The sequence below is a fragment of the Rhodococcus sp. G6(2025) genome, assembly GCF_058628105.1.
In genome coordinates this window covers 185,499-205,294 of sequence record NZ_CP179750.1, presented here as the reverse complement: position 1 = coordinate 205,294, position 19,796 = coordinate 185,499, and the positions used below count along the sequence as shown (strand labels likewise).

The following is a 19,796-nucleotide window of genomic DNA, read 5'->3' as shown; positions in this document are numbered from 1 at the left end:
GGGTCCGCACCCTCGCTATTCGCGTTGCGGATAGGCCCGTTTCAGTTGCGTCTCGTCGGCTCGCTCGCAGCCGAATTCGCCGATGACTTGCCAGAGTCGTTCCGTGAATCGAGTTGGGCACATCCCGAAGTTGACGAGGGTCTCCTCCTCCGGGGGTCCGCCGAATGGCGCCCAGGTTCGGGCGAAGTCGAGGATGTCGTCGACCTCTTTGCCCGGTCTCGGCTGTTGGGCGCGGTGCCGTTCGGCTTCTCGTCGTCGATCGCGCCACCGGCGGTAGCGCCGGACGTCCACCTCGAACTGATCGGATTGCTGTGAAGGCACGTCTAGGTGGCCTTGCCGCGCGGGATGGGACTGGTGCTCACTTCTCCGGGCGGGACCGAGGGTTCGGCGTCCACGTCGGTGGTTCCCAACTGGGCATAGAGATCGGGGTGGCGTCGCGCGAGCCGCGCACCGAGCACCAGCCCGATCGCCAGGCTTACTGGTGTGACGGCGACGAGGACCGTGTTCACGGCGGGTCCTGCGGCAGTGAGCAAGTCCATCTTGGCCACGATCAACCACGTCGCGTAGGTCAACATGGCGAGCGCGGCAGCGGGCGCTACCCGCACCCTCCACACCGAATGCCCGCGGCGATCCCGCCAGAAGAATGCGAGTACGGCGGCGGCGGCCATGGCCTGGAGTACGACGATGCCCACGACGCCGGGCGAATTCACCCAGAGCAGGAGCTGAAGGTAGGGGTCGGCGCCGGCGAGCGCGAACCCGACGATCACGACCATCGCAAGCAGACTCTGCACGGCGCTCGCCACGTACGGCGACTTGTAGACCGGGTGCAGTGTGCCGAGGACCCGCGGCAGTACGTGCTCGCGCGACAGCGCGAAGGCGTAGCGGGTGATCGCGTTGTGGAACGCGAGCAGGCTGGCGAGGATGCTCGTGATGATCAGCAGTTCCATGAGCGTGCTCGCCCAGCCGCCGACGTAGTTCTCGATGGCGTCGAAGTACATTGCGGCGGGATCGGAGGCTGCGAGCGCGAGCGCCTGATCCGGGCCGTAGGCCTGGATGATGATCCACACCATGAAGGCGTAGAAGAGGCCGAGGAATGCGACCGCGAGGTAGGTCGCCCGGGGGATCGTCCGGGAGGGGTTTTTCGCTTCCTCCCGATACAGGGCGGTCGCTTCGAACCCGATGAACGCGGCGAACGCCAGGGTCAGCACCCCACCCAGGCCGGGGCTGAAGACGTGGGCGGGAGCGAACGACTCGACACCGAGCCCCTCGGCGCCGCCCCGGAGAAGGACGGCGGCCGCGAGCAGGACGAGGATCCCCGTCTCAGCGGAGAGCAGCAGGATCAGGAACCGGGCGCCGACATGGACCGATCGCGACCCCAGGAACCAGACGAGCCCGACGCCGATCAGCGACCACAGTCCCCACGGAAGATTCAGTCCGACCAGATCCGCCATGGTGGACTGGGTGAAATACCCGAGGGCGCCGAAGATCCCGATCTCGAGGGCGTTATAGGAGACGAGGGCGAGTACCGCGGCCGCGAGGCCCCAGCGGGGGCCGAGTCCGATCGAGATGTACGAGTAGAACGCTCCCGCGTTGTGGATGTACTTGCTCATCGCGGTGAAGCCGATCGCGAACACGCCCAGCGCGAGTCCGGCCAGGATGTACCCGCCGGGCGCCCCGATGCCCGCGACGTTCAGGGCCAGGGGAGCCACCCCCGCCATCACCAGCAGCGGCGCGGCGGCCGCCACGACGAAGAACACGATGCCGGAGGTGCCGAGGGCGCCGCCTTCCAGCTGCGTGCCGGAGGCGGGTCCGGGTGCGGATTTCTTCATGAGGGACGTCTCCAGTCAGGGCAAGGGCGCGGCGGCGGGGAAACCCGGGGGCGCGGATACGCGACGAGGTTCTAATCGAATGTGTTTCGATTAGACTAGAACGTTGTGACCGGCGCCACAAGGGCATAATCGAATGAATTTCGATTGGAGAGGTGGGTGCACCGATGGGCAGACCTCGCGTCGCACGCCTGGACCGCGAACGCATCGCGGAGGCGGCGCTCGAACTGGTCGATCGTGACGGCGACTTCAGGATGCCGGATCTGGCCCGGCACCTGAATGTGCAGGTGTCGTCGATCTATCACCATGCCAAAGGCCGCGCGGCCGTCGTCGAACTGGTTCGCCACCGCGTCGTCCGGGAAATCGACGGATCGGCCTTCGAGCGCCTGCCCTGGGACGAGGCCTTCTCCGAATGGGCCCGGTCCTATCGGGCAGCGTTCAGCAGGCACCCCACCGCCATCCGCCTCCTGGCCACCGAGACGGTGCGCGATCCCGGCTCGCTCTCGGTGTACCACTCGGCGGCGGCCGGACTGCGCGACGCCGGCTTCCCGGACGACCACATCATGGCCGTCATCACCGCCGCGGAGAATTTTCTCCTCGGGGCCGCCCTGGACGCGGCCGCGCCGGAGGTCATGATCGAAGCGGATTCGACGACGACCGACGACGCCCTGACGCGGGCGCTTGCCGCCGCACCCCGCGGCCCGGCGAGGGCCGAGCAGGCGTTCGAACTCGGCCTGGCGGCCCTGCTGGCGGGCTTTCGCAACCTCCTGCAGGAATGCGGCGCGGTGCGGCGGTAGCGCCGAACCTCAGTGAACCTGCGTGCCGCCCAACCAGGTTCGGGTCACGGCAAGGTCACTGAGCGCCTGCGTGGACGACAGGTCGTAGGGGTCGACCGGCAGCTGGATCATGTCGGCCCGCATTCCCGGCCGGAGGCAGCCCCACAGGTTCTCCTCGAATCCCTGATAGGCGACGCCGGCCGAATACGCGGCGAGGGCTCGTTCGAGGCCGACGCGTTCGCGCGGCAGCCATCCTTCCGTCGGTACGCCGGACGGGGTCTGGCGGTGAATCGCGGTGGCAATTCCCTTGATCGGCTCGTAGGCGGTGATGGGCCAGTCACTGCCGAAGGCCACCCGTGCACCTCGCTCGGTGAGGGTTCCGATGCGATACTGCTGCGCGCTTCGTTCGGCCCCGATCCGCGGAATCGTCAATTCCGTCATCAGGGCGTCGAGTTGGGCCCACAGCGGCTGGAAGTTGGCGACCGCCCCGAGGGACGTGAACCGGTCGAGGTCGTCACCGTCGACCAACTGCAGATGTGCGATCGTGGCGCGCCGATCACGCGGACCGTTGCTGCGGTCGACGTGCTCGATCGCATCGAGCGCCATGCGCACCCCGGCGTCGCCGATGGCATGGATGTGGATCTGGAACCCGAGCCGGTCCACTTCGGCCGCAGCCCGAGACAGTTCGTCCGTCGTCCAGTTGCTGATGCCGTGGGAGTGCGGACAGTCCGTGTAGGGCGCCAGAAGCGCCGCCGTACCGGCCTCGATCACCCCGTCGGCGAAGAACTTGATCGTTCCTGCCCGAACCGCGTCGCCGCCGCGTTCCTCGACCTTCCGCCGCGCCAGGACGAACGCCTCCCGGTCGGTCTCCCAGCTCTCCGGGGTGGCACGAAACGCGAGGTTGGCACGGGTCGACAGCCTCCCGCGATCCGCGGCGGTCAGCCAGACCTCGACGTCGTCGAGTTCGGTCCACGCATCCTGCACCCACGTGATGCCCGCGGCGGCAAGCATCTTCGACACTGTCGCCAGCGCATCGACCCGGTCGTCGAGGGTCACCTCCGGCACCAGTGCGAGAACCGGATTGATCGCACCCCATTCACGCAGAGTGCCGAGCAGCTCACCGTCGGCGGTTCGCACGATCTCTCCGCCTGCCGGGTCCGGGGTGTCCCGGGTCAGTCCGGCACACCGCAGCGCCGCACTGTTGACCCACGCGGTGTGATGGTCCATCGTGCGCAGGACCACCGGCCGGTCCGGCACCACACTGTCGAGCCACCGGGCCTCGAAGCGCCCGCTCTCGGCGAGCGTCGGCGAAACCCCGTCCCCGAATACGCAACCGGCTCCGGGATTCTCGTCCGCCCACCGGCGCACCTCGCGCAGGACCTCGTCGACGGTTCCGCAGTCGCGGATCGAGGCACCGCGCAAGCCGAGCCCGCCCATCAGCGGGTGGACGTGCCCGTCGCCGAACGACGGCAACAACGCGCCCCCGCGCAGGTCGATCAGTTCGGTGCGGCTCGACTGCAGGGCACGAGCCCGCTCCCCCAGCGCGACCACGCGGCCGCCGGCCACGGCAAGCGCGTCGGTGACCGGCCGGTCGGGATCACCGGTGCGCACCGTGCCTCCAACGACGAGCAGTTCGGCGTCCACGGCACCTCCTCAAATTAATCGAATATGATTCGATTAAGCTAGGTCGTGCTCGGTCCTGCGTCAAGAGTTGCCCGGTCGCGGGGCGGAAACGGAGAGTTCAGCCGCCCTCTTGCGAATCGTAGACCGGTCGTATACAACTGGTGTACGGCCTTTTCGTGATCGGCTTCACAGTCGGATGAAGGCAAGAAAAAAGCGGGCTCGGCAGCTGTTGGAGCAGCCACCGAGCCCCGGCAGCACCATCTGCGCGACCGTTCGAGTCGCCTACTTGGAGGTAGGCGCAAGGACGTGCAGCTCGTCACGTAGCGACGATTCGACCTAGGAGTCGACTATGGCAACCGCCAACAACAAATCTATCAATCGCAGACCCCACACCAGCCTGCCCGTCATTGCAGGTTCGAGCCTCGCCGGTACCGCAGTCGAGTGGTACGACTTCTTCCTGTACGGAACAGCGGCGGCGCTGGTGTTCAACAAGCTGTTCTTCCCCACCGAGGATCCCCTGGTGGGAACCATGCTCGCGTTCGCCACCTACGCGGTCGGCTTCGTGGCGCGTCCCCTCGGTGCCGCGGTACTCGGGCACTACGGGGACGTCAAAGGCCGGCGGGCCACCCTGATCGCCAGCCTGATGCTCATGGGAGTGTCGACCTTCCTCATCGCCTTCCTGCCCACCTACGCGTCCATCGGCGTCGCCGCACCGTTGATCCTGGTGCTTCTGCGGCTGGTGCAGGGCTTCGCCCTCGGTGGCGAATGGGGTGGCGCAGTCCTGCTGGTCTCCGAACACGGCGATTCGACGAGACGGGCGTTCTGGTCCGCCTGGCCGAATCTCGGTCCGCCGCTGGGCAACCTGCTGGCGGCCGGGGTGCTCGCAGTCCTCGGGTCCACGCTGTCGGAGGACGCGTTCCTGTCCTGGGGATGGCGGATCCCCTTCGGGCTGTCGGCCCTGCTGGTGATCATCGGTCTGGTGCTGCGGCTGTACGTCGCGGAGACCCCGCTGTTCGAGCAGTCCCGGGACACCGCGACCGCCGAGAAGAAGGGCATGCCGCTCGCCGCGGCCGTCCGGGGACACTGGCGCCAGATCCTCCTCGCGGCCTTCACCCGCTTCGGCGAGAACGCCGGCTTCTACATCTTCTCGCTGTTCGTCATCACCTACATCACCCAGATCCTCGAACTCGAGCGCAGCACCGGGTTGAACGCCGTCATGATCGGCATGGTCGTCGCCCTGGTGACGATCCCGATGTTCGCCGTGCTCGCCGACCGGATCGGCCGGCGACCGATCTACATCGCCGCGTCCGCCGCCACCATCGTGTGGGCGTTCGTGTTCTTCGCGCTGCTGGACACGAAGAATCCGGCGGCGATCACCCTCGCGGTGTCGGTGGGGTTGCTGATCTTCGCGGCCTACAGCGCAGTGATCGGCGCATTCTTCTCCGAACTGTTTCCCACCGAGGTCCGGTACTCCGGGGTGTCGCTGGCCTACAACCTCGCGTCCGTCCTGGCCGGCTCGCTGGCCCCGATCATCGCGATCGCGCTCTACACCCGGTTCGGCACCGGATACGCCATCGGTGCCTATCTCGCAGCCATGGGAGTCATCTCCCTGATCGCCTCACTTCTCGCGCGGGAAACGCAGTCCGTGGATCTCGCGGCCGTGGGCGACGAGGCCATCTCCCGGACACCGGAAACACCGGCGTCCGTCCACAACTGACTCTCCTCGAAGGGGCAAGCCATGACGACATCGAAGACCACCGGGGCAACGGCACCGGAGCTGGCCTACGAGTGGCTGAAGAACACCATCATCACCCTGCCCCGCGACGAGGAGATGTTTCTGTCCGAGGCGCAGGTCGCCGCGTCCTCCGGAATTTCCCGAACCCCCGTGCGCGAGGCGCTGTTACGCCTCGAGGCCGAAGGTTTCATCCGGCGAGTGCCCCACAAGGGCGCCTTCATCCCGGCGTTGTCCGACAGCGACGTCGAAGCCATCATGCAGGCCCGCCGGGTGGTCGAGGAATGGTCGGTCACCGAAGTGGCGCCCCAACCGGGCCTGGTGCCGGACCGGCTCCGCATTCTCCTGGACCTCCAGGAGAACGACACCGACCCGGTCGACTTCATCGCGCACGACCTCGAATTCCACACGGCCATCATCCGTGCGGCCGGCAACCCCCTGATGAACAACTTCTACAGCTCACTGCGGGACCGTCAGATGCGGATGGGTATCCGCATCGTCATGGCCGACGAAACCCGTAAGAAGCAGGTTCTCATCGAGCACCGCGCCATCGCCGACGCGATCGCGGCAGGTGATCCGCAGGCCGCGGTACAGGCGGTGCGGGAACACCTCGACACCACCCTGCAGTCAATGAAACGGCCGAACATCTAACGGCACGAAGGAAACCCATGAAGATAGCCCTGGCTCAACTGGCCAGCCCCGATTCCGAGACCCCCGCGCATCGACTCGAGCGCGTACGCAACCTCCTGACCGGACTCGACGAGCGAGTCGACCTGATCGTTCTGCCCGAGCTGTGGCGCGTCGGATACAACCACTTCGACGACTACTCGACAGCTGCGGAAACCCTCGGCGGCGGTACCGTCCAGGTCCTGGCATCCGTCGCCGTCGAACGGCAGTGCTACATCCACGCCGGCAGCATCGTCGAACAAGGCGAAGAGGGCAGACTGCGCAACACGGCGGTCCTGATCGGCCCGGACGGACAGATCCACCACCACTACAGCAAAGTTCACGTGTTCGGATACGACTCCCTCGAAGCGCAGCTCCTGCAGCCGGGGACGCAGATCCACACCACCGATACCCCGTTCGGCCCGATCGCGGCCACCACCTGCTACGACCTGCGGTTCCCCGGATTGTGGACCGAATTGGTCGCCGCCGGAGCGCAACTCGTCATCGTGCCCGCCGCGTGGCCGAAGGCCCGCAAGGAGCATTGGCGGCTGCTGACCTCGGCCCGCGCCGTCGACAACCAGGTCTTCGTGATCGCTTGCAACGCCACCGGCACCCACAATTCCGTCGAACTCGGCGGCCACAGCCGGATCGTCGACCCGTGGGGAAGGGTGATCGCCGAGGCGGATTCGTCCGAGGGCATCACCATCGCCGAGATCGACCCCACCGTGGTCGACCGCACCCGCGCCGAGTTCCCGGTCCTGAGGGACCGGCTCGACGACTACAGCTTCCTCAACCGCAGAAAGGTCCTTTCATGACCGGCGCCACCACGGAGGTGCTCACCTTCGAAACCCTCGATTCCTCCGAGATCCTGCAATTCGGCGACGGCCGAACCCTGGTCGCCGGGTACACCGGCCGCGACGAAGCAGCGGTGCAACATCACATCGACGAGCTCGCCGCCATCGGAGTCGCACCGCCGGCACAGGTGCCGATGTTCTACCCCGTCGAGATCGCGACGATCACGACCGCGACGCAGGCCCCCGTCACCGGCGCGCACACCTCCGGCGAGGTCGAGCCGGTGATCCTGAGGCACCGCGGGCGGTACTACCTCGGTGTCGGCTCCGATCACACCGACCGCCAACTCGAGACCGTCGACATCGGTGATTCGAAGCGGGCGTGCCCGAAGCCGGTAGGCCCGGCCGTCGTCGAGATCGCGGACTGGGCGACGTTCGACTGGGACGCGTGCCGGGCCCGATCGTGGGTCGACGGGGTCCTGTATCAGGACGGCACACTGGCCAACCTCCGTACACCGCACAACCTTCTGCAGATCTTCGCCGACCGGATCGGCGACACCGGCGAAGACCTGCTCTGCTTCGCAGGCACCCTGCCGCTGCTCGACGGCAAGTTCACCCCCGGTCACCGGTGGGACCTCGAACTCACCCTGCCCGACGGCCGAACCCTGACCCACTCCTACACCACCGAAGGACACTGACATGCGCACCGGAGCCGACTACCTGGCCTCCCTGAACGACGGGCGCGTAGTGCTCGTCGACGGGGAGAAGATCGACGACGTCACCACCCATCCGGCCTTCGCTCCCGTGACCCGGACGATTGCCGAGATGTTCGATCTGGCCGCGGACGAAGCCAACGGCATGCAGTACGTCGCACCCGAAACCGGGAACGCGGCCAACCGGGTGTTCTCGATCCCCCGGTCGCGGGAGGAGCTCGCGCAGCGGCGGGAGGCGATCGAGCGGTGGGCGAAGCACACGCACGGCTGGATCGGCCGTAGCCCCGACCATGTGGGGACGTTCCTTGCCGCGTTCGCCGCGCATCCCGAGGTGTTCGCGGCCGAGGGTGGGCACGACTTCGGGGCGAACGTGTCCGAGTTGTACCGGCGGCTGCTCGACGAGAACCTCTACGTCTCGTACGCGATCATCCCGCCGCAGGTCTCACGCGCGACGACGGCGTCGGGCTGGGAGGGCGAGTACCTGCAGGCCGGCGTGGTCGAGGAGACCACGGAGGGTCTGGTCATCCGTGGTTCGCAGATGCTCGCGACCGGCGGAGCGATCGCCGACGAAATCTTCGTCTCGTGCATCAAGCCGCTCGGCCCGGACGACAAGGACTTCGCCGTCGGGTTCGTGGTCCCGACCAATGCCCCCGGCCTCAAGCAGTACGTCCGCCGCCCGTACATCCCGGCCGCGACGAGCTCGTTCGACTACCCACTGACCTGCCGCTACGACGAGCCCGACTCGCTCCTCGTCTTCGACGACGTCCTCGTGCCGTGGGATCGAGTGTTCGTCGACCGCGACACCACCGGCGTCCGCCGACAGTTCTTCGAGACCGGCGCCCACGTTCTCGGCAACTGGCAGGCGCAGATCCGCTTCGCGACGAAGCTCGAATTCATTGCCGGCGTGGCGCGTCGGGTCACCCAGGTCAACGGGGTGGACAAGATCCCCAGTGTTCAGGAGAAGCTCGGCGAGCTCGCCGCACTCGTCAGCGGAGTCCGTTCCGCGGTGCTGGCCGCCGAGTACACCGCCGAGCCGGATTCGGCCGGGATGTGGCTGCCGGGTAGGCAGGCGCTGTACGGGTCGATGGGCCTGCAGTCGGAGATCTACCCGCGGGTGATTGCGATCCTGCGCGACCTCGTCGGCGGCGGTGTGCTGCAACTCCCGTCGAGCGTCAAGGATCTCACCAGTCCGCTGACGTCCCGGGACATCGAGCACTACGTCCAGTCCCCCGGTGTGCCGTCCGAGGAGCGCGTCAAGCTCTTCAAGCTGGCCTGGGACATCATCGGATCCGAATTCGCCGGACGACACCAGCAGTACGAGATGTTCTACGCCGGTGCCCCTTTCGTGGTGAAGGGCGCATACACGTACCGCAACTACGACTACGACAGCGCCGTCGCGGCAGTGCAGCAGTTCACCGACGGCTACAAAGCGGAAAGCGAGTAAACCCTCATGGCCAAGCCCGAATTCGAATTCTTCCCGGTCACCGACATCGAGTGGACGGTATGTCCGGGTGACGATCCGAAGATCACCGAACGCATCCTCGCCAAGGACCCGGAAGGCAACGTCGCCACCCGGATCCTGCGCTACGAACCCGGCGCCGACTCGACACCGATGGGCGTGCAGAAACACGACTTCTGGGAGGAGGTCTACATCCTCGAGGGGTCGTTCACCGACCTGACCCTCGGCGAGACGTTCACCGCGGGAATGTACGCCTGCCGGCCGCCCGGCATGCCGCACGGCCCCTGGAGCACGGACGAAGGCGTCGTCACCTTCGAAGTCCGGTACCACAGTAAGTAGGCCCACGATGACCCTTCCGGCATTCCACGCCCCCACCCCGACGGACATGCGACGAAGCATGGGCCGGTTCACCACCGGCGTCGCCGTCGTCAGCGCCGACGACGGCGACGGCAACCCCAGCGCCATGACGATCAGCTCCCTGACCTCGATCAGCCTGGACCCGGCGATCCTGCTCGTCTCACTCACCCACGGCTCCCGCACCACCGAGGCCGTGGAAGCCGCGGGGTCGTTCGCCGTGTCCGTCCTCGGCTCCCGTCAGGAAGCCCTCGCCCGCCGCTTCGCCACGCGGGGCGGCGCCCGATTCGACGACCTGCCCTGCGATCGCAGCCGCTCGGGTCTGCCGCTGATCAAAGACGCTCTGGCCCAGCTCGAATGCAGGGTCCACAGCGCCCACGACATCGGCGACCACCGCGTCTTCTACGGCGAAGTCACCGACATGCGCTGCCGGGAGGGCACCGGCCTGGTGTTCTACTCGGGGCGGTTCGGCGACTTCCACGACTTCGGTCACGACGAAGTCCCCTGGTTGTTCTGATCCGGCCGAACGTGCTCGCCGGCGCATCACCGACGGTGCGCCGGCGAGCACGTGTAATTCGGGCTCCTCGACGTGACTACCGGGTGGAGCCCCGCACGACGAGTCGTCCGTGGAGGTGCCCCGGGGGGACCGGCCGGTCAGAGTTGTCGAGGCGGTTGACCAGCAGTGTGACGGCTACGCGGGCAAGGTGTTCGGGCTGCAGGTCCACCGAGGTGATGGGGGGAACGGCGGATCGGGTGTGTTCCGAGTCGGAGCCGCCGACGATCTGCACGTCGCCGGGGACGTCGAGTCCTCGTTCCCGGACCCGCGCGAGCACCCCGGCCGCGTGCCGGCCGGTGAGGCAGTACACCGCGTCGGGTGGGTCGCTCCGGTCGAACAGTTCGTCCGCGGCGTCGCGTCCGCCGGGCTCGCCGGTGGTCTCGGGCCGGATGGCGACCAGAGCGTCCTGACCGCGCGGCGCTGCCCACTCGCGGTAGGCGGCCTCGGCGCCCAGGTTCCACGAATTGGGATCGGTTCCGGCAACCAGAGCCACTCGCGTCGCCCCCGCGTCCTCGAGGTGCCGCAGCACTCGGCCGGTCATGAGTTCGGTCTCGGTGTCGAGCCAGGCGTCGTACGCGGCCTTCGCCGGATCCTTGCCGACGGACAGGAACGGCACCCCCTCCCCGAGGAGCATCTCGATGAGGGGGTCGTTCGTGACGGGTTCCGTGATCAGGAACCCGTCGCAGGCGAGGGCGGCGGCCGGCGACTCGTCGCGGGTCGGATCGGACACCAGCATGAGCCCGTATCCGAAATCCATCGCGGCCAGAGCCGCCGAACCCGCGAATCGCAGGAAGTAGTCGACGCCCTCGGGGAGAGACGAATCCAGTGTGTCGAGTGGCCGGAGCACGAGGGCGAGCACGCCGAGACGGTTGCTCCGCAGGCTCCTCGCCACCACGTCCGGCCGGTAGCCGAGGGATTTTGCGACCGAGCGGACACGCTCGCGCGTCGCGGTGGCGACGACGCCCTTCCCGCTGAACGTGTGCGACACCGTCGTGGTCGACACCCCCGCGTGCCGAGCCACGTCGGCGATGGTGGGCCTCGATCGCTTCTCCGTCACGCAATCAGGCTACCAACAGCCCGACCTGCACCAAATCGATTTGTAAATTGGCCTGCGCGACTCTTGTCCAAATCGATTTGGTTCCGTACGGTGACCGGGGTCACGCCAGACCGGCGATTGCGCCCACCAGCCGCACATCCGTGCCCATCTATCCGGAGGACCCCATGGCATCGACAAAAGCAGACCCGCGCGCGGTGACGCCCGGCGAAACACCGCCGGCCGATCGCGCCGGGCGGGTGGAGACACACGGCATCGACTTCATCCCCGACAGCGAACGGCACGGCCGCGCCCGGGACCTGTTCGCGGTGTGGGCGGCGCCCAACGTGAGCTACCTGGCCCTGGTCGTCGGCGGCGCACTGATCCTGATGGGCCTGTCCTTCTGGCAGGCGCTGGCGGTGATCGTGGTCGGCAACCTGTTCTCGATCCTCACCGGGATCGTCGCCGCCAGCGGACCCGCGTCGGGCACGCCCAGCGAGGTGATCACGCGGGCGATCTTCGGCATCCGCGGCAACCGGGTGAACATTCTCGTCACCAGCTGGTTCATCAGCGTCTGCTACCTGGCGCTGAACTGGGCGGCCGCGTCGTACACGGCCTTCCGGCTCGTCGAACGGTTCGGGATCGACGCGACCACCCCCGTCAAGGTCGTCGTCATCCTGGCGATCGCCGCCGTCACGCTGGCCATCGGCGTGTACGGGCACGCCACGATCGTGCGGCTCTACCAGCCGCTGGCCCTGGTGCTGACGTCGATCTTCGTGGTGATGGCCGGGTACGTCCTCGGTAACGCCGACTGGGGCTACCAGCCGGCGGAGGCACTCCACGGAATCGGCCTGTGGGCGACGGTGGCCGCGGGTGTGTCGATCGTGGCGTCGGCCCCGCTGTCCTACACCAACAGCGCGGACTTCGCCCGCTACCTGCCGGCGACCACCTCGCCGGTCTCCGTCGCCGTGTGGACGGCGCTCGGCGCGTTCGTCCCCAGCGTGCTGTTCACCGCGCTCGGCGCACTCGCCGGTACCGGACTCGACATGGCCGACCCGCAGATCGCGCTCGAGACCATTCTCCCGGCGTGGTTCACGCCGATCTTCCTGCTCGCCGTCATCGTCGGCACCATCGCCAACAACGCGATGACCGCCTACAGCTCCGGGCTCGCCCTGCAATCGGTCGGCCTGCGCCTGTGCCGCTCGCGCAGCGTCCTCCTCGACGGCTCGATGGGTGTGGCCATGACGCTGTACGCCCTGCTCGTCTCCAACTTCCTCGACACCGTCAGCAACATGATGCAGCTCGTCGTGACCGTGATGGGTCCCGTCATGGCCGTGTACGTCGCCGACGTCCTGTGGCGACGCAACCGCTACGACGGCCTCGAGCTCGGCAACGAAACCAGCAGCAGCCCCTACTGGTACAGCGGTGGGATCAACTGGGCGGGAACGGTCGCCGTCTTCACCGGCATCGCCGCGGCGGCGCTCTGCGTCGCCGCCCCGGTCTACACCGGTCCGATCGCGAACGCGGTCGGCGGCGTGGACCTGTCGCTGCCGGTCGGGTTGATCGTGTCCGCAGCACTGTACGTCGTGCTGATGCGTTCGTACCGAACCCGCTGATCGACTGTGATCGACCGGCACACAGCACTATTCACACCAGCAACACAACGAGGATCACGATGACCGAGACCAGTACCGACCACTCCCACGTCAGCGTGGACGACACCCGGCCGCGCGAACGCGGCATCGCCCGCGGCACGCAGCTGCGCACCGACCTGTCCGCGTCCGTGGAACTGTATCTGCGCCTGTTCGACACGGTCGGCGTAATCGAGTCCCGCACCCGCGACAGCGCGCACCGCCTCGCGGATGTCCTTGCGGCGTGGGGACCCCGGTACCTCGAGGAGATCGAGGGCATCGCTGCCGGCGCCGGGCTCGAGCCCTGGCACGTGATGGCGTTGAACGGCCGGACGGAGATCCTGTCGCAGGCGACCGCGGCCCGTCCCGGCGAGTGCTCCACCATCGCGTACGCACCCGCGGATCGTCCGTCGGCGCCGTTCGGCGTCCAGACCTGGGACTGGCACGAGGAACTGGACCCGTACTGGCACACCCATCAGGTGCGCGGAACCCGCCACAGTTACGTGGGGCTGACCGAGCACGGCATCCTCGGCAAGATCGGGATGAACAGCGCGGGTCTCGGGGTCTTCTTCAACATCCTCGGCCACCGCGACGACGCACCGGCCGGGGTGCCCGTGCACGTCCTGTCGGCGGCCGTCCTCGGTGAAGCCGGAACCGTCGACGAAGCCCTCGAGTTGCTGCGCTCGGCACCGATCGCCACCTCGGGCGCACTGACCCTGATCGACCCTGACACCGTCGCGTGTGCCGAGGTCAGCCCCGTCGGCGTCGCGACGCTCCGCCCGAGCGACGGATTCCTGACCCACACCAATCACTTCCTCGACCCGGCCAACGCCGCCCGCGAGAAGACCGGTCTGTACGAGCCGGACTCGCAGGACCGCTACGGTCTGATCGCGTCCCGGCAGCAGCGGTACGCCGAGCCGGCCGTCGCCGATCACCTCGTCGAGTACCTGTACTCCGACCCGGGGCAGCCTCAGCTGTGCTGCGTCCCCGCCCCGGACGCCGTCTTCGGTCAGCGCTGGGCCACCCTCGCGACAGTGCTGCTCGAACCCGAGCACCGCCGTGCCCGCATCCTCGCCGGCACACCGATCGACGCCCGCCGACGGTCGTGGACCACACTCGACGCCACCGAGCCTGCGTACGTCGTCGGCGGGTGACGCGGCGGCCTGTCCCGGGTACGTGAGCGGCAAAGCGTGTGCCCGCACTCTTTCCCACTCACCTGGGGTCAGGACACCAGATTCGCTGAGGCCCAGTCCATGTGCGTCTGAATCGCTGTGGCCGCTTCGTCGGCGTCGCCGGTTTCGATGGCGTCGACGATCGCGCTGTGGCGGCCGACGTCCATATTGCCGACGGCGCGGTCGAGGCCGGCGAACATGATCGACATCCGGATCGATCCTTCGAGGGAGATCCACGAGTGCAGGAGTGTGTCGTTGCCGGTGAGGGTGCACATGGTGCGGTGAAAGTTCAGGTCGGCCTCGATGCGGGCTTCGAGGACGGCGGTGTCCATGACGTCGAGGGCGGCGCGCAGTTCCGCGATGACGGTGGTGCGGTCGGCCAGGCCGGCGAGTTCCCGGACGGCCAGCGCCTCGAGTGCGGCGCGGACGGCGAAGATGTCGCGGATCTCCTTGGAATCGAGATGCCGGACGTACAGCCGGCCCCGCGCGCCTGCGGAGATCAATCCCTCCTGCTGGAGTTGCCGCATCGCCTCGCGGAGCGTGCCGCGGCTGATTTGCAGCATCTCGGACAGTTCGGTCTCCACGAGCGGGCTGCTCGGCGCGAGTTCCCCGCTGGTGATCGCGACCCTCAGGGCGGCGACGGCTTGCTGACGGAGACTGGTCTTCTCCAGCCCGAGCAGTGCGGCGGGTTGTCCGGCCATGGGTGCCTCCGTGGGGTCAGCGATCAACTGTCGACAGCGGTCTGTTGACAGCAACCTGTTGACAGCCATCGTACGGCCCGCGCCGCCCGGCCTGCGGCGTGGGCCGTACGCACTGGTCACGCCAGTTCGCCCAGAACCTTGGCGACGATCCGGTCCGTGCTCAGGCCGTACCGCTCGTGCAGGGTGGGCAGGGCACCGGCGTCGAGGAACTGGTCCGGGAGAGCGATCGGCACGATCCGCTTGCCGAGCCCGGCCGTGACGACGGCGGCGGCCACGGTCTCGAACAGGCCGCCGATCACGGTGTGGTTCTCCAGGGTGACCACCAGGCGGTCGGTGTTCACCTCCGCGAGGACGGTCTCTGCGTCGAACGGTTTGATCGTCGGCGTGTGCACGACCGCCACGTCGACGTTGTGCTCGGCGAGTCGGTCGGCGGCCTGCAGAGCGCGCATCGTCATCAGCCCACTGGTGACGAACACGACGTCGTTGCCGCCGCGGAGCACCTTGGCCTTGCCGAGTTCGAACGTGTAGTCGTACTCGTCGAGCACGGTCGCGACCTTTCCCCGCAGGAGCCGCAGATAGGTGGGACCGTCGGACGCGGCGAGCTGCGGGACGGCCTGTTCGATGTCGATCGAGTCGCACGGGTCGACGATGGTGAGGTTGGGGATGCCCCGGAAGATGGCCATGTCCTCGGTGGCCTGATGGCTGGGCCCGTAGCCGGTGGTCAGTCCGGGGAGGCCACCGATGATGTTGACGTTGAGGTTCGGTTCGGCGATGTCGAGGCACAGGAAGTCGTAGGCGCGGCGCGCGGCAAACACCGAATACGTGGACGCGAACGGCACCAGACCGGTCTCGGCCATCCCGGCGGCGGCTCCGAGCAGGAGCTGTTCGGCCATCCCCATCTGGAAGAACCGGTCGGGGAACTCCTGAGCGAAGATGTGCATGTCGGTGTACTTGGCGAGGTCGGCGGACAGGCCGACGATCTTGTCGTTCTCCCGGGCAGCCTTCACCAGCGCGTGCCCGAACGGCGCGGACGTGGTCTTCTGGCCGTCGTCGACGAACGAGGCGATCATGGCCGAGGTCTTGAGCTTCGGCTTGCTGGCGGTGGTCATGTCAGGCGTCCTTGTGGTCGAAGCCGGCGGTGAGTTGGTCGCGGCAGATCTGCCACTCGTGTTCGTCGATGCGCATGAAGTGCGCCTTCTCCCGGGACTCGAGCAGGGGCACACCCTTCCCGACGCGGGTGTCGCAGAGGATGATCGACGGTTTGCCGTCGGATTCGGCGGCGGCGTTGTCGAACGCGCGCACCAGTGCGGTGACGTCGTTGCCGTCGACGCGTTCGACGTGCCACCCGCAGGCCGCCCACTTGTCGTGCACGGGTTCGGTGCTCAGCACCGTCGAGGTCGCACCGTCGGCTTGGAGGGCGTTGATGTCGACCATCGCGGTGAGATTGCCGAGCCGGTGGTGGTGGGCGCCCATCGCCGCCTCCCACGTCGAACCCTCGTCGAGTTCGCCGTCGGAGAGGAAGTTGAAGACGCGGGCGGTGGAGCGCTGGTGACGCAGACCGAGGGCCATCCCGACCGCGATGGTCAGACCGTGGCCGAGGGAGCCGCCGGAGATTTCCATGCCGGGGGTGTACGTGGACATTGCCGACATCGGGAGGCGGGAGTCGTCTGAGCCGTAGGTTTCCAGTTCGCTGCGGTCGATGATTCCGGCCTCGGCGAGTGCGGCGTAGAGGCCGATGGCGTAGTGGCCGGTGGACAGCAGGAACCGGTCCCGGCCCTCCCATGCGGGATCGTCGGCGCGGTAGCGCAGTTGGTCGGCGTAGACGGTGGCGAAGATGTCGGCGGCTCCGAGCGCCTGCCCGACGTATCCCTGGCCCTGTTCCTCACCCATGTCGATGACGTTGTGCCGCATGCGGTAGGCGAACTGTTCGACGGTCGCGATGCGCGACGCGTCACTGGTCGTGTCTTCGACCGCGGTGGTGGCGGTTGTGATGGTCACAGGAGTTCCTTTTCCTTGCGGATCGTGGGCGTGGTGCCGGTGGACGTCGGCGCGTCGGTGCTTTTGGAATCGGTGCGCGCCGCAGCCTCGGCGGCGAGGCGCCGTTCGGTGGGTCCCCAGGTCTCCCTGGTGATCAACGCCGCCCACAGTCCGATCAGGGCGTACGTGCTGAACAGCAGCGCCGGACCCCACCAGCCGAAGGAGACGAACAGCAGCGTGGTGACGAAGGGGGTGAAGCCGGAGACCATCGCCGAGATCTGGTAGGCGAGGGACGCTCCCGAGGCTCGGCGCGAGGCGTCGAACAGTTCGGGGAACCACGCTCCCTGCGCTCCCGCCATCGAGTTCTGGCAGACCGCGTAGGCGATCACGATGGTGGCGATGACCAGGATGAACAGACCGGTGTTGACCAGAAGGAACATCGGGATTCCGAACAGTGCCGCGAAGGCGCAGGACGCGATGTAGAGGGGGCGTCGTCCGATACGGTCGGTGAGGCGGGCCCAGGCGACGGTGGCGAAGACGCCGATTGCGGACGCGATGCACAGGGCGACAAGGGTTTCGGACTTTCCGGCGAGACCCTGGTTGTGCAGGTAGGAGATCATGTAGGTGATCGACACCGCGTAACCGGCCGTCTCGGCGACTCGAAGACCGATACCGCGCAGAATGTTTCGCCAGTCGTACTTGATGGATTCGAGTACCGGGGATTTGACGATGTCGCCCTCGTTCTTGACGTCCTCGAAGACCGGGGACTCGGGCACTTTCGACCTGATGACCAGGCCGACCATCACCAGGACGATGCTGGCGAGGAACGGTACCCGCCATGCCCAGTCGCCGCCGAGGTGCACGCTGAACAGGAACACCAGATTCGCCAGCAGCAGCCCGACGGGGAAGCCGGCCTGCACGATGCCGGTGAACTTGCCCTTGGACTTCCAGGGGGCGTGCTCGTAGCTCATCAGGATCGCACCGCCCCACTCGGCTCCGAACGCGAGGCCCTGGACGACGCGGACGAGGACCAGCAGCACCGGCGCGATGAGCCCCACCTGTGAATAGGTGGGCAGCAGGCCGATCGCGAAGGTCGCGAGACCCATCGCGATCAGTGATGCCACCAGCACGGGCTTGCGGCCCAGCTTGTCCCCGAGATGTCCGCCGAGCACCCCGCCGAGCGGGCGCGCAGCAAAGCCGACACCCAGCGTCGCGAACGCGGCGAGTGTTCCGGTGACCGGGTCGGCGCCCGGGAAGAAGGCGGTACCGAAGTACAGCGCGGCGGCCGTGCCGAAGCCGATGAAGTCGTACGTCTCGATCACGGCCCCCACCGAGGAGCCGATTGCTACGCGCTTGGCGTCCTTCGTGCCATGGACGGGACCTCGCATCCTGAGTGTTTCGGTACTCATGGGGACTCCTCTTCGGGCTGCCGGTTTCTACGATTGCCGCCGATTTGTTGACTGTCAACAGTGCGGTTCCAACAGTGTGATCCGAGCCACGTCCATATGTCAACCGTTACCCGCCGACGGTTGACTGTTAACAGTCGATCGGCTTACTGTGGTGGCAGTCACCTACCGCGTCGTCGACCTCCCTGCTCTCCACCGCATCGGACGGGACGCGCGATTCCAGCAACACGAGGAGCGATCATGTCGTCCATTCAGCGCACCGCCGTCATCACCGGCGCCACCTCCGAGCGCGGGATCGGTCTCGCCACCGCCCGCCGCTACGCCGAAGAGGGCTGGGCGATCGTCGTTCTCGACCTCGACGGAGAGAAGTCCGCGAAGGTCGCCGCCGAGATCGGGAACGAGTTCGGTGTCCCGGCCTTCGGTCACGACATCGACGTCGCCGACGAGAACTCGGTCCAGCGGGCACACGACGCCGTCGCCGCCGAAGTCGCCGGCGGCAACCTCCCCGCCGTGGGTGCGCTCGCGAACATCGCCGGCATCACCTCGCCGGTGCCCTTCCTCGAGACCACGCTGGAACTGTGGAACAAGGTGATGGCGGTCAACGCCACCGGCACCTACCTCGTCACCCGCGCATTTCTGCCGGCCATGATCGACAACGGCTGGGGGCGTGTGGTGAACATGTCCTCCGTCTCCGCCCAGCGGGGTGGCGGCGTCTTCGGGAAGGTGCCCTACTCGTCCGCCAAGGCCGCGGTCCTCGGTTTCACCAAGTCACTCGCACGAGAACTCGGCGACAGCGGAGTCACCGTCAACGCCGTCACCCCCGGTGCGGTCGACACCAGCATCCGCGTGGGCAGCACCGCCGAACAGGAAGCCGCACTCTGCCGCGACATCCCCCTCGGCCGGGTCGCGACCACCACCGAGGTCGCCGCCGTCATCACCTTCCTGTCCTCGCAGGACGCCGCGTACCTCACCGGCACCACCGTCGACATCAACGGCGGCAGCCACCTGCACTGAGTCGGTGCAGCCACAGCGGTGGACGGTACCCACCGTCCACCGCCCGAATCCCCCGGGACACCCGATGATCGACCACACGACACTTCACGACGACCTACCCCCAACCGCCGCCGAACGCTGGGGATGGCGATACCGCGCCCACTGCCGCACCACCGAACCCTCCGCCTTCTTCGCACCGGACGGCGAACGACGCGGCGCCCGGATCAGGCGCGAACGACGCGCCAAACAGATCTGCGACGGGTGCGTCGTCACCCGGCAATGCCGCGCACACGCAACCGAACACCGCGAGACCCACGGAATCTGGGGAGGCACCACGGAAACTGACCGGCGCCGAGCCGGCCGGGCGCGATAGATTCGAAAAAAGAT

At 67.4% G+C, this 19,796-nt stretch carries 20 protein-coding genes; 12 read left to right on the top strand and 8 right to left on the bottom strand.

All coding sequences use genetic code 11. The features are described 5' to 3' along the window. Positions 1-15 precede the first annotated feature (15 nt). Together ACLIVD_RS01040 and ACLIVD_RS01035 are read right to left on the bottom strand one after the other, a co-directional pair. Positions 16-321, bottom strand: coding sequence for a hypothetical protein (locus ACLIVD_RS01040; protein ID WP_491931792.1), 306 nt, complete (start codon positions 319-321; stop codon positions 16-18). Between the two features lie 2 nt (positions 322-323). Continuing rightward, positions 324-1,829: an APC family permease gene (locus ACLIVD_RS01035; protein ID WP_491931791.1), complete on the bottom strand. Its 1,506-nt coding sequence runs from the start codon at positions 1,827-1,829 to the stop codon at positions 324-326. 164 nt (positions 1,830-1,993) lie between these two features. On the opposite strand from ACLIVD_RS01035, the gene ACLIVD_RS01030 reads away from it, so the two are divergent. Then, positions 1,994-2,623: a TetR/AcrR family transcriptional regulator gene (locus tag ACLIVD_RS01030; RefSeq protein WP_317570869.1), complete on the top strand. Its 630-nt coding sequence runs from the start codon at positions 1,994-1,996 to the stop codon at positions 2,621-2,623. Positions 2,624-2,632: 9 nt separating this feature from the next. Here the strand turns inward: ACLIVD_RS01030 and ACLIVD_RS01025 are convergent, their stop codons facing one another. After that, positions 2,633-4,246: an amidohydrolase gene (locus ACLIVD_RS01025; RefSeq protein ID WP_491931790.1), complete on the bottom strand. Its 1,614-nt coding sequence runs from the start codon at positions 4,244-4,246 to the stop codon at positions 2,633-2,635. A 328-nt stretch (positions 4,247-4,574) separates the two neighbouring features. Between ACLIVD_RS01025 and ACLIVD_RS01020 the strand changes: the two genes are divergently transcribed. From ACLIVD_RS01020 to ACLIVD_RS00990, 7 genes are read left to right on the top strand one after another with little or no spacing between them, the layout of a single operon-like run. Further along, positions 4,575-5,942: an MFS transporter gene (locus tag ACLIVD_RS01020; protein ID WP_491931789.1), complete on the top strand. Its 1,368-nt coding sequence runs from the start codon at positions 4,575-4,577 to the stop codon at positions 5,940-5,942. Between the two features lie 21 nt (positions 5,943-5,963). Further along, the gene (locus ACLIVD_RS01015) at positions 5,964-6,608 is read left to right on the top strand and encodes a GntR family transcriptional regulator (protein WP_105414707.1); all 645 of its coding nucleotides are present in this window, start codon (positions 5,964-5,966) and stop codon (positions 6,606-6,608) included. A gap of 17 nt (positions 6,609-6,625) precedes the next feature. Continuing rightward, on the top strand, positions 6,626-7,438 hold the full coding sequence (locus tag ACLIVD_RS01010) for a carbon-nitrogen family hydrolase (RefSeq protein ID WP_491931787.1): 813 nt from the start codon (positions 6,626-6,628) through the stop codon (positions 7,436-7,438). Continuing rightward, a complete protein-coding gene (locus ACLIVD_RS01005; RefSeq protein WP_491931786.1) occupies positions 7,435-8,112 on the top strand; it encodes a DUF2848 domain-containing protein in 678 nt (225 codons plus the stop codon). The genes ACLIVD_RS01010 and ACLIVD_RS01005 overlap by 4 nt, the downstream gene beginning before the upstream one ends. A gap of 1 nt (position 8,113) precedes the next feature. Then, the gene (locus ACLIVD_RS01000; RefSeq protein WP_011596400.1) at positions 8,114-9,571 is read left to right on the top strand and encodes a pyrrole-2-carboxylate monooxygenase subunit; all 1,458 of its coding nucleotides are present in this window, start codon (positions 8,114-8,116) and stop codon (positions 9,569-9,571) included. A gap of 6 nt (positions 9,572-9,577) precedes the next feature. Then, complete coding sequence (locus tag ACLIVD_RS00995; RefSeq protein WP_317570874.1) at positions 9,578-9,925, top strand: cupin domain-containing protein; 348 nt, start codon at positions 9,578-9,580, stop codon at positions 9,923-9,925. A 7-nt stretch (positions 9,926-9,932) separates the two neighbouring features. After that, on the top strand, positions 9,933-10,457 hold the full coding sequence (locus tag ACLIVD_RS00990) for a flavin reductase family protein (protein WP_005237834.1): 525 nt from the start codon (positions 9,933-9,935) through the stop codon (positions 10,455-10,457). A gap of 76 nt (positions 10,458-10,533) precedes the next feature. Here ACLIVD_RS00990 and ACLIVD_RS00985 read toward each other — a convergent pair whose 3' ends face one another. Further along, positions 10,534-11,553, bottom strand: coding sequence for a LacI family DNA-binding transcriptional regulator (locus ACLIVD_RS00985; protein ID WP_491931785.1), 1,020 nt, complete (start codon positions 11,551-11,553; stop codon positions 10,534-10,536). Positions 11,554-11,717: 164 nt separating this feature from the next. Here ACLIVD_RS00985 and ACLIVD_RS00980 point away from each other — a divergent pair, with 164 nt between their 5' ends. Both ACLIVD_RS00980 and ACLIVD_RS00975 read left to right on the top strand, forming a co-directional pair. After that, positions 11,718-13,145, top strand: coding sequence for a purine-cytosine permease family protein (locus ACLIVD_RS00980; RefSeq protein ID WP_491931784.1), 1,428 nt, complete (start codon positions 11,718-11,720; stop codon positions 13,143-13,145). Positions 13,146-13,204: 59 nt separating this feature from the next. Further along, the gene (locus ACLIVD_RS00975) at positions 13,205-14,314 is read left to right on the top strand and encodes a C45 family autoproteolytic acyltransferase/hydrolase (protein WP_491931783.1); all 1,110 of its coding nucleotides are present in this window, start codon (positions 13,205-13,207) and stop codon (positions 14,312-14,314) included. A gap of 68 nt (positions 14,315-14,382) precedes the next feature. On the opposite strand, the gene ACLIVD_RS00970 is transcribed toward ACLIVD_RS00975, so the two are convergent. The 4 genes from ACLIVD_RS00970 to ACLIVD_RS00955 form a co-directional block, all read right to left on the bottom strand. Continuing rightward, positions 14,383-15,033 carry a GntR family transcriptional regulator gene (locus ACLIVD_RS00970; protein WP_280782771.1) on the bottom strand — a complete coding sequence of 217 codons (651 nt, stop codon included), beginning with the start codon at positions 15,031-15,033 and terminating at the stop codon, positions 14,383-14,385. 116 nt (positions 15,034-15,149) lie between these two features. Next, positions 15,150-16,142, bottom strand: coding sequence for a transketolase family protein (locus ACLIVD_RS00965; protein WP_283353034.1), 993 nt, complete (start codon positions 16,140-16,142; stop codon positions 15,150-15,152). A 1-nt stretch (position 16,143) separates the two neighbouring features. Next, positions 16,144-17,031 (bottom strand): transketolase, encoded by an 888-nt coding sequence (locus tag ACLIVD_RS00960; protein WP_477951372.1) that lies wholly within the window; start codon positions 17,029-17,031, stop codon positions 16,144-16,146. Next, on the bottom strand, positions 17,028-18,419 hold the full coding sequence (locus ACLIVD_RS00955; RefSeq protein ID WP_283335725.1) for an MFS transporter: 1,392 nt from the start codon (positions 18,417-18,419) through the stop codon (positions 17,028-17,030). The genes ACLIVD_RS00960 and ACLIVD_RS00955 overlap by 4 nt, the downstream gene beginning before the upstream one ends. Before the next feature lie 237 nt (positions 18,420-18,656). On the opposite strand from ACLIVD_RS00955, the gene ACLIVD_RS00950 reads away from it, so the two are divergent. Both ACLIVD_RS00950 and ACLIVD_RS00945 read left to right on the top strand, forming a co-directional pair. Next, entirely contained in the window at positions 18,657-19,430 is a 774-nt protein-coding gene (locus tag ACLIVD_RS00950) for an SDR family NAD(P)-dependent oxidoreductase (protein ID WP_280782775.1), read from the top strand. A gap of 64 nt (positions 19,431-19,494) precedes the next feature. Next, positions 19,495-19,782: a WhiB family transcriptional regulator gene (locus ACLIVD_RS00945; protein WP_280782776.1), complete on the top strand. Its 288-nt coding sequence runs from the start codon at positions 19,495-19,497 to the stop codon at positions 19,780-19,782. The last annotated feature ends 14 nt before the right edge of the window (positions 19,783-19,796 follow it).